The 9,168-nt window shown below is 73.9% G+C and carries 5 protein-coding genes and 1 pseudogene; 5 read left to right on the forward strand and 1 reads right to left on the reverse strand.

Features of this window, described 5'->3' with window-relative positions:
• Positions 1-172 precede the first annotated feature (172 nt).
• The 5 genes from IG94_RS0123320 to IG94_RS0123340 all read left to right on the forward strand — a co-directional run bounded on the left by IG94_RS0123320 (position 173) and on the right by IG94_RS0123340 (position 8,924).
• Positions 173-4,279: an Rne/Rng family ribonuclease gene (locus tag IG94_RS0123320; protein WP_031040405.1), complete on the forward strand. Its 4,107-nt coding sequence runs from the start codon at positions 173-175 to the stop codon at positions 4,277-4,279.
• Between the two features lie 301 nt (positions 4,280-4,580).
• The gene (gene rplU / locus IG94_RS0123325) at positions 4,581-4,901 is read left to right on the forward strand and encodes a 50S ribosomal protein L21 (protein ID WP_031040408.1); all 321 of its coding nucleotides are present in this window, start codon (positions 4,581-4,583) and stop codon (positions 4,899-4,901) included.
• A gap of 14 nt (positions 4,902-4,915) precedes the next feature.
• Entirely contained in the window at positions 4,916-5,170 is a 255-nt protein-coding gene (gene rpmA, locus IG94_RS0123330; RefSeq protein WP_031040411.1) for a 50S ribosomal protein L27, read from the forward strand.
• A 123-nt stretch (positions 5,171-5,293) separates the two neighbouring features.
• Positions 5,294-6,727 (forward strand): GTPase ObgE, encoded by a 1,434-nt coding sequence (obgE, locus tag IG94_RS0123335; protein ID WP_031040414.1) that lies wholly within the window; start codon positions 5,294-5,296, stop codon positions 6,725-6,727.
• Between the two features lie 193 nt (positions 6,728-6,920).
• Positions 6,921-8,924, forward strand: a complete 2,004-nt coding sequence (locus IG94_RS0123340; RefSeq protein ID WP_043484303.1) for a glycosyltransferase — start codon at positions 6,921-6,923, stop codon at positions 8,922-8,924.
• A 113-nt stretch (positions 8,925-9,037) separates the two neighbouring features.
• Here the strand turns inward: IG94_RS0123340 and IG94_RS41850 are convergent.
• Positions 9,038-9,168, reverse strand: a pseudogene (locus IG94_RS41850) (UTP--glucose-1-phosphate uridylyltransferase); the annotation flags it as partial.

A 9,168-nucleotide genomic window follows, 5' to 3' on the forward strand; every position in this document is an offset into this window, starting at 1 on the left:
CACGACAAGGGGTACGGAACCGGCGAGACAAGACACGGAGAGCTTCCGAGCGGCGCCCGCGCCCCGGACGGCGGCGACCGCGTACCACGCGAGCCGCGGACGTCACCGGCGGTCGACATGTCGATGCCGGACCAGGCGCGGCGCCCGGGAGCCTGACGGGAGAAACCCCCGCATGCTCGAACCGACCGAACCCGCAGAGTCCTCGGCCACTCCGACGGACTCCGAAGCGAACACCCCCAGCGACACCCTGCCGCCGCGCCGTCGGCGCAGGGCCGCGTCCCGCCCGGCGGGTCCGCCGTCCGGCGCTCCCAAGAGGCCGGCGGAGACCGTCGCGCCCGAGCCGGCCGCCGTGACCGACGAGGCGGAAGAGCCGGAGGAGACGGAGGAGCCGGAGGCCGCCACGGAAGAGGCGCAGGCCGCTGCCCAGGCGCCCGAGCCCGCCCCGGAGCCCGTGGCCGCCGCCCGGCCGCGCCGCCGCGCGGTGCGCCGTGCGTCCGCGCCCGCCGGAGCACCGGAGGCGACCGGAGCGGCCGAGACCGTCGTTCCGGCGTCCGCCGCCACCACCGCCCCGGCAGCCGAGCCGGCCGCCACGTCCGAGCCGGCTGCCGTGTCCGACACGGCCGCCGAGGACGCCGCGCCGCGCCGCACCCGCCGCCGCGCCACCCGCACCGTGACCTCGCCCGCCGAGCCGGCCGCCGCTCCCGCCGCCGCAGCCCCTGCTTCTCCCGCTGCGGAGCCGGTCGCCGAGGCCCCCGCTGCCGCCACCGAGCCCGCGCCGGCCGAGGCCGAGGAGGCCGCGCCCAAGGGCCGCTCCCGCCGCCGCGCCACGCGGCGCGTGTCCGCGCCGAGCGAGTCGCCCGCCGAGGCCGCCGCCGAGGTGGTCGAGCCGACGCAGGCCGCCGAGCCCGCTCCGGCCCCCGCCGAGACCGCCGCCTCCCCGGAGCCCGCTGCCTCCGCCGAGCCCGCCGCCTCCGCCGAGGACGCCGCGCCGCGCCGTGCGCGCCGCCGGTCCACCCGCAAGGCCGCCTCCGGCTTCGCCGCTCCCGCGCAGAACGCCGCACGCGCCGACGAGGCGGACGCCCCCAAGCGCCCCTCGCGGCCCGCCGTCGCCGTGTTCCAGGCGCCCGTGTTCGCCGAGCCCCAGTTCCAGACGCCCGAGCGCGCCGCGGCCGAGGCCGCCGCCGAGGCGGCCGGTACCGGGCCCGCGGCCCCCGCCGACCGGACCGAGGCCACCGAGGACACGGAGGAGCAGAACGCCGGACCGCGCCGCCGCCGTCGGCGCCGGGCTGCCGCCGCCGAGGAGAGCACCGAGGACCGGACCGCCGCCCCCGCCGTGCAGGAGCAGCCCGAGAGCGACGCGGACTCCGGCACCGACTCCGGCACCGACGCCGACGAGTCGGGCGAGGACCACGACGACGCCGAGGGCTCCGAGGACTCCGGCTCCCGCCGCCGCCGTCGCCGGGGCGGCCGTCGCCGTCGCCGGGGTGACGCCGCCGACGGCGACCTGGCGGACGGCGAGAACGAGCACACCTCCGCCGAGCACGCCGACCGGGCCGACGAAAGCACCGCGGACGGCGCCGAGCAGGCCGAGGACGACGCCGAGGAAGGCGCGGAGTCCGGCGGCGAGAGCGGCGGGTCCAGCAGCAGCCGCAGGCGCCGCCGCCGTCGCCGCCGCGCCGGGGACGGCGGCTCGGGCGACGACGGCTCGTCCACGGACGACCCCGAGCGCACCGTCGTCAAGGTCCGCGAGCCCCGACCCCCGCGGGAGAAGGGCGAGCCGTCCGACGAGGTGCAGTCCATCAAGGGCTCGACCCGCCTGGAGGCCAAGAAGCAGCGCCGCCGGGAAGGCCGCGAGCAGGGCCGCCGACGCGTCCCGATCATCACCGAGGCCGAGTTCCTGGCCCGCCGCGAGGCCGTCGAGCGCGTCATGGTCGTGCGCCAGCACGGCGAGCGCACCCAGATCGGCGTCCTGGAGGACGGCGTGCTCGTCGAGCACTACGTCAACAAGGAGCAGGCCACCTCGTACGTCGGCAACGTCTACCTCGGCAAGGTGCAGAACGTGCTGCCGTCGATGGAGGCCGCCTTCATCGACATCGGCAAGGGCCGCAACGCCGTCCTGTACGCCGGCGAGGTCAACTTCGAGGCGCTGGGCATGGCGAACGGCCCGCGCCGCATCGAGTCCGCCCTCAAGTCCGGCCAGCCGGTCCTCGTACAGGTCACCAAGGACCCGATCGGCCACAAGGGCGCCCGGCTGACCAGCCAGGTCTCGCTGCCCGGCCGCTACCTGGTCTACGTGCCCGAGGGCTCGATGACCGGGATCAGCCGCAAGCTGCCCGACACCGAGCGGTCCCGGCTGAAGACCATCCTCAAGAAGATCGTCCCCGAGGACGCGGGCGTGATCGTGCGCACCGCCGCCGAAGGCGCCAGCGAGGACGAGCTGCGCCGCGACGTCGAGCGGCTCCAGGCGCAGTGGGAGGACATCCAGAAGAAGGCCAAGACCACCGGCGGCTCGAACGCGCCGACGCTGCTCTACGGCGAGCCGGACATGACCGTCCGGGTCGTGCGGGACATCTTCAACGAGGACTTCTCCAAGGTCGTCGTGAGCGGCGACGAGGCCTGGCAGACCATCCACGGCTACGTGTCGCACGTGGCGCCGGACCTCGCCGACCGGCTGTCCCGGTGGACCAGCGAGGTCGACGTCTTCGCCACGTACCGGATCGACGAGCAGCTCGCCAAGGCGCTGGACCGGAAGGTCTGGCTGCCCAGCGGCGGTTCGCTGGTGATCGACCGGACCGAGGCGATGATCGTCGTCGACGTCAACACCGGCAAGTTCACCGGCCAGGGCGGCAACCTGGAGGAGACGGTCACCAGGAACAACCTGGAGGCGGCCGAGGAGATCGTGCGCCAGCTCCGGCTGCGCGACCTCGGCGGCATCATCGTCATCGACTTCATCGACATGGTGCTGGAGTCCAACCGGGACCTGGTGCTGCGGCGCCTGCTGGAGTCCCTCGGCCGGGACCGTACGAAGCACCAGGTCGCCGAGGTGACCTCGCTGGGCCTGGTGCAGATGACCCGCAAGCGGGTCGGCCAGGGCCTGCTGGAGTCGTTCTCCGAGACCTGCGTCCACTGCAACGGCCGGGGCGTCATCGTCCACCTCGACCAGCCGGTCGCCGCCGGTGGCGGTGGCGGTGGCGGGAGCAAGCGCCGCAAGCGGGCGCGGGCCGGCGCCGAGCAGCCGCACGAGCACGAGGCCGCGGTGGGGACCGGCCCGACCGCGGAGCAGGAGGCGGAGACCGAGTCCGAGGCGGAGGTCGCCGCCGAGGCGGCCGAGCCGGTCGCCCTCCCGGCGCCCGAGTTCACCCCGGACGAGGAGCTGTACAGCAGCGCGGCCGAGGCCGAGGCCGCCGCCACGCGCGGTCGCGGCCGGCGCCGCAGCGGTGGCCGGCGGGCGTCGGCCCCGGCGGGCGCCCCGAAGGCCGCGAAGAGCGAGGCCGCGTCCGGCGGAGCCCCGACCGCGCAGGACGTCACCGTGCAGGAGGAGGTCGAGCGCCCGGTGCGACGCGAGCCCGCCGCCGAGGTGCTGGCCGAGCCCGCCGCCGTCGAGGACGCCGTCTCCGGCGCCCCGACGCCGGCCCCGGCCGACGCCCCTGCCACCGCCGAGGCACCGGCTCCCGCCGCCGAGGAGGCTGCTCCCAAGGGCCGTACCCGCCGTCGGGCCACCCGCAAGGTGTCCGCGCCGGCCGGTTCGCCCGTGGGCTCCGAGGCCACCGTCCTGACGGTGCCGGAGACCGCGCCGGCCGAGCAGGAGCCGCAGGCCCCCGTCGCCGAGGCTCCCGCGGAGCCGGCCGCCGAGAGCGCCGCCCCGGCCCGTCCGCGGCGCCGGGCGGTGCGCAAGTCCACGGCTCCCACCGCCTCCGAGGAGACGGCCGTCGTGGTCGTCCCGTCGGCCGACGCGCCGGAGCAGGGCGAGGAGGGCGAGGAGGGCGCGCCCGAGGGCCCGTCCGACGGGGCGTCCGCCGAGGAGGCCGCTCCGGCCAAGAAGACGGCGGCCCGCAAGACGGCCAAGAAGGCGACGGCGAAGAAGGCCGCCACCAAGAAGACCGCGGCCAAGAAGACGACGACCGCGAAGAAGGCCACGGCCAAGAAGGCGGCCAAGTCGACGACCACCAAGTCGGCGGCCGCCAAGAAGACCACGGCCAAGAAGGCGGCGTCGAAGAAGACCGCGGCGGCCGCCCAGCAGGCACCGTCCTCGGTCACGGCCGCCACCGACGAGGGCTGATCCGGCACCCGTCGTACGACGCGCGGGCCCCTTCCCCCTGGACTTCGAACGGAGTCCGGGGGGAAAGGGCCCGCGCGTCGAATGGGACCTGCGCGTTTCGGCGGCGGAAGCCTGGTTTGACCCCTGTCCTGCGGCCCCGTAATCTTGGGCGTCGGCGTGTCGACTGACGCGTCACATCCCCGTAAACCTCTTTCCTTCCAGGCGCGGGCCCTCGCGGGCCCCGGCCGGGAGAGGCTGTCCGTGTGTCACCGGGCGGCTGGACTGCGGGGGTGCCGTTCCAGAGCGAGAGAGTGAGATCCGCGTGTACGCCATCGTGCGCAGCGGTGGTCGCCAGCACAAGGTTGCTGTCGGCGACATCGTTGAGGTTGACAAGATTTCCACCGCCCAGGTCGGCGACACGGTCGAGCTCTCGACCCTGCTCGTCGTCGACGGCGACGCTGTGACCAGCGACCCGTGGGTGCTGGCCGGCATCAAGGTCCAGGCCGAGATCGTGGACCACCACAAGGGCCAGAAGATCGACATTCTGCGCTACAAGAACAAGACCGGCTACCGCCGTCGTCAGGGCCACCGCCAGCAGTACACGGCGATCAAGGTCACTGAGATCCCCGCGGCTGCGAAGTAAGGGACTGAGAAGACATGGCACACAAGAAGGGCGCATCGTCCACCCGGAACGGTCGCGACTCGAATGCCCAGCGGCTCGGTGTGAAGCGCTTCGGCGGTCAGGCCGTCAACGCGGGTGAGATCCTGGTCCGCCAGCGCGGCACCCACTTCCACCCGGGCGCCGGTGTCGGCCGCGGCGGCGACGACACGCTGTTCGCGCTGCAGGCCGGTGCGGTGCAGTTCGGCACCCACCGTGGCCGCAAGGTCGTGAACATCGTCCCGGTCGGCTGACCGGACACTTTCGCGAGGCGGGCCTCACTTCCCCGAGGGGAAGCGGGTCCGCCTTTCGCGTGTTACCCAAGAGAACACGCCCGTACGGGCGGCAACAGCAGGCAGTAACTGGAGGCACATCCCATGACCACCTTCGTGGACCGCGTCGAACTGCACGTCGCCGCGGGTAACGGAGGCCACGGCTGTGCCTCCGTCCACCGTGAGAAGTTCAAGCCGCTCGGCGGCCCGGACGGCGGCAACGGCGGCCGGGGCGGCGACGTGATCCTCACCGTGGACCAGTCGGTGACCACGCTCCTCGACTACCACCACTCCCCGCACCGCAAGGCCACCAACGGCAAGCCCGGCGAGGGCGGCAACCGCTCCGGCAAGGACGGCCAGGACCTGGTCCTGCCCGTGCCCGACGGCACCGTGGTCCTCGACGGGGCGGGCAACGTCCTGGCCGACCTCGTCGGCCACGGCACCTCCTACGTCGCCGCGCAGGGCGGCCGCGGCGGCCTCGGCAACGCGGCGCTGGCCTCCGCGCGGCGCAAGGCGCCCGGTTTCGCGCTGCTCGGCGAGCCCGGCGACCTCCAGGACATCCACCTGGAGCTGAAGACCGTCGCCGACGTGGCGCTGGTCGGCTACCCGAGCGCCGGCAAGTCCTCGCTGATCTCCGTGCTGAGCGCGGCCAAGCCGAAGATCGCCGACTACCCCTTCACCACGCTCGTCCCCAACCTGGGCGTGGTGACCGCCGGTTCGACCGTCTACACCGTCGCCGACGTCCCCGGTCTCATCCCCGGCGCCAGCCAGGGCAAGGGCCTCGGCCTGGAGTTCCTGCGGCACGTCGAGCGGTGCAGCGTGCTGGTGCACGTCCTGGACACGGCGACGCTGGAGTCCGAGCGCGACCCGCTCTCCGACCTGGACGTCATCGAGGCCGAGCTGAGCGAGTACGGCGGCCTCGACCGCCGGCCCCGGATCGTCGTCCTCAACAAGATCGACGTGCCCGACGGCAAGGACCTCGCCGAGATGGTCCGGCCCGACCTGGAGGCCCGCGGCTACCGCGTCTTCGAGGTGTCGGCCGTGGCCCACATGGGCCTCAAGGAGCTGTCCTTCGCGCTGGCCGAGCTGGTCGCCGGGGCGCGTGCCGCCCGGCCCAAGGAGGAGGCCACGCGGATCGTCATCCGGCCCAAGGCCGTGGACGACGCCGGGTTCACCGTCACCCGCGAGGAGGACGTGTTCCGGGTGCGCGGCGAGAAGCCCGAACGCTGGGTGCGCCAGACCGACTTCAACAACGACGAGGCCGTCGGTTACCTCGCCGACCGGCTCAACCGCCTCGGTGTGGAGGAGCGGTTGATGAAGGCCGGCGCCCGCCACGGCGACGGCGTGGCCATCGGCCCCGAGGACAACGCGGTCGTCTTCGACTGGGAGCCGTCGATGTCGGCCGGTGCCGAGATGCTCGGCCGCCGCGGCGAGGACCACCGCTTCGAGGAGCCCCGTCCGGCCGCCCAGCGGCGCCGCGACCGGGAGGCCGAACGCGACGACGCACAGCAGGAGTTCGACGGTTTCGAGCCGTTCTGAGCCGCCGCTGACCGGTGGCGGCCGACTGGTGACGACCGCCGTAGTGCAGGGCCCTGGCGCAGGTATCCGTGCGCCAGGGCCCTTTGCCGTTTTCATCAGATGATCTACGGACATCGCGCACACAACCATCACAGCGATCTGACCGTCCAACCTCACGTACTGATCGAAATCCTTCGAATACGTCAGGAACGCGATGTCACAGCCTCGAGTCAGCGTGATCGTGCCCGCCTACAACGCGATGCCGGAGCTGACCGACTGCATCAACTCGGCGATCGAGCAGACCATCGGCCTGGACCAGCTCGAAATCATCGCGGTGAACGACGGATCGACCGACGGCACCGGCAAGGAGCTCGACCGGCTCGCCGCGACGTGCGCCGCACTGCGCGTCATCCACCAGGAGAACTCCGGCACCGCGGCCGTACCGCGCAACGTCGCCCTGGACGTCGCCCGCGGTGACTTCGTCTTCTTCCTCGACTCCGACGACTACCTGGGGCCCGACGCGCTGCGCCGCATGGTCGCCATGGCCGACGAGAACCGCACCGACATCGTGCTCGGCAAGATGGTCTCGGTGGGCGGCCGGGCCGTGCCCACCGCCGTCTTCCGGAGCACCCAGCCGCGCACGGACATCTTCTCCTCGGCCGCCTACCGCACCCTCGGCTGCTGGAAGCTCTTCCGCCGCTCGCTCCTGGAGCGGCTGAACCTGCGCTTCCCGCCGTTCCGCAACACCGAGGACAAGCCGTTCACCGCGACCGCCTACCTCAACGCCGACGGCGTGTCCGTCGTGGCGGACTACGACTGCTACTACCACCGGGACCGGGCGAACGGGAACAACCTCACCCTCACCGCGCAGAACCTCAGCCACCGCATGCAGGGCACCCGGATGTGCTTCGAGACGGTGGCCCGCCACCTGGAGCCGGGAGCCCGCCGCGACCAGATCATGCGCCGGCACGTCGAGTGGGAGCTGTGCGGCCCGCTGTGGTGGCTGCTGCTGCGGGAGAGCGAGGAGGACATCCGCGAGCACATCTACCCGGAGATCCGCGACTGGGTGGACAGGTGGGTCACCGACCCGGTGATCGAGAAGCTCCAGCCCCGCGACCGGCTGCTGCTGCACCTGCTGCGGGCCGACCGGTTCGACGACGTCATGACGGTCATCCGCGACGCGGACCGGGACGCCGAACGCGGTCACGCCGTCGACGGGGGCCGGGTCTACTGGGAGCACCCGCTCTTCCGCGCCCCGGGCGCGGGAGTGCCGGACAGCGCCTTCGACGTCACCGGCCGGCTGCCCGTGCGCCACCGGACCGACTCGGCCTCCTGGCAGCAGGACGGGACGCTGAGGCTGACCGGCCACGCCTTCATCGAGCACGTGGCCACCCTCGACCCGGCCACCGAACTAGTGCTGCGCTGCTACGACGCCGACCACCCGGAGGTCCGCGTCCCCGCCCGCGTGCACGCCGCCGCCGGGCCCCCGGACGACGGGCTCGCGGACGAGGGGCGCCGCGCCGACGCCGGCTTCGTCGCGGACGTCCCGGCCGGCGGCGCGCTTCTGGGGCGGGGCCGGTGGAACCTCTTCCTCGACGTACGGGCGCAGGGCGTCAGCCGCACGGTGCGGCTGAAGGCACCCGAGGCCGGCGCGGTGCCCGCGCGCACCATCGTGCCGGCGGGCTCCGGCGAGCCCACGGTCGTCGAGCCGTACGTGACCAAGTGGGGCAACCTCTCCCTGCACGTCGGCGGCCGGGGAGCGCCGCGCGAGGACACTGCCTTCCGGACGACCGGGCTGGCGTGGCACCCCGCGCGCCGGGACACGCTCGTGGTCACCGGCAGGCTGGAGGGCGAGGCCGCCGGAGGGGCCGGGCCCGTGCGGCTGCGCGCCGAGAACGGCAGGGGCGACCGCAGGGAGGTGCCGGTGCCGCTGGACGGGACCGGCGGGAGGTTCACGGCGGAGCTGCCGTTCAAGGGCCTGCGCCCCGGCCGCTGGACGGTGACCCTGGCCCCGTCCGGCTCCCTTCCCGTCGCCGCCGTACCGGTCGCCACCGGCCTGGGCGGCACGCACTGGTTCGGGCTCGCCCGGCCCCGCACCGCCCGTCCGGTGCCAGAGGCGTCGGAGACCACGCTGGTGGTCGAGGTCCGCGCGGTGGACGTACCGGCGTTGGTGCGGCGCAGGCTGCGGCGGGCCGTGCGGAGGACGACCCGGAACTAGGCGACGGAGACAGGAGACACCGGGAGCGGGCCCCGTCACCGCGACGGGGCCCGCTCCGGGAGTGTCTTCAGGTGTGACGCCAGAAGGCGGGACGCCAGGAGGTGCGACGCCGGTCAGAGGCCGGCGTCCGTCAGCTCCTCGGCTGCGTAACGCTGGAGCCAGGTCCGGAAGTCCGGGCCCAGGTCCTCACGTTCGCACGCGAGCCGGACGATGGCACGCAGGTAGTCGCCGCGGTCGCCGGTGT

Source organism: Streptomyces olivaceus (assembly GCF_000721235.1).
GTDB classification, from domain to species: domain Bacteria; phylum Actinomycetota; class Actinomycetes; order Streptomycetales; family Streptomycetaceae; genus Streptomyces; species Streptomyces olivaceus.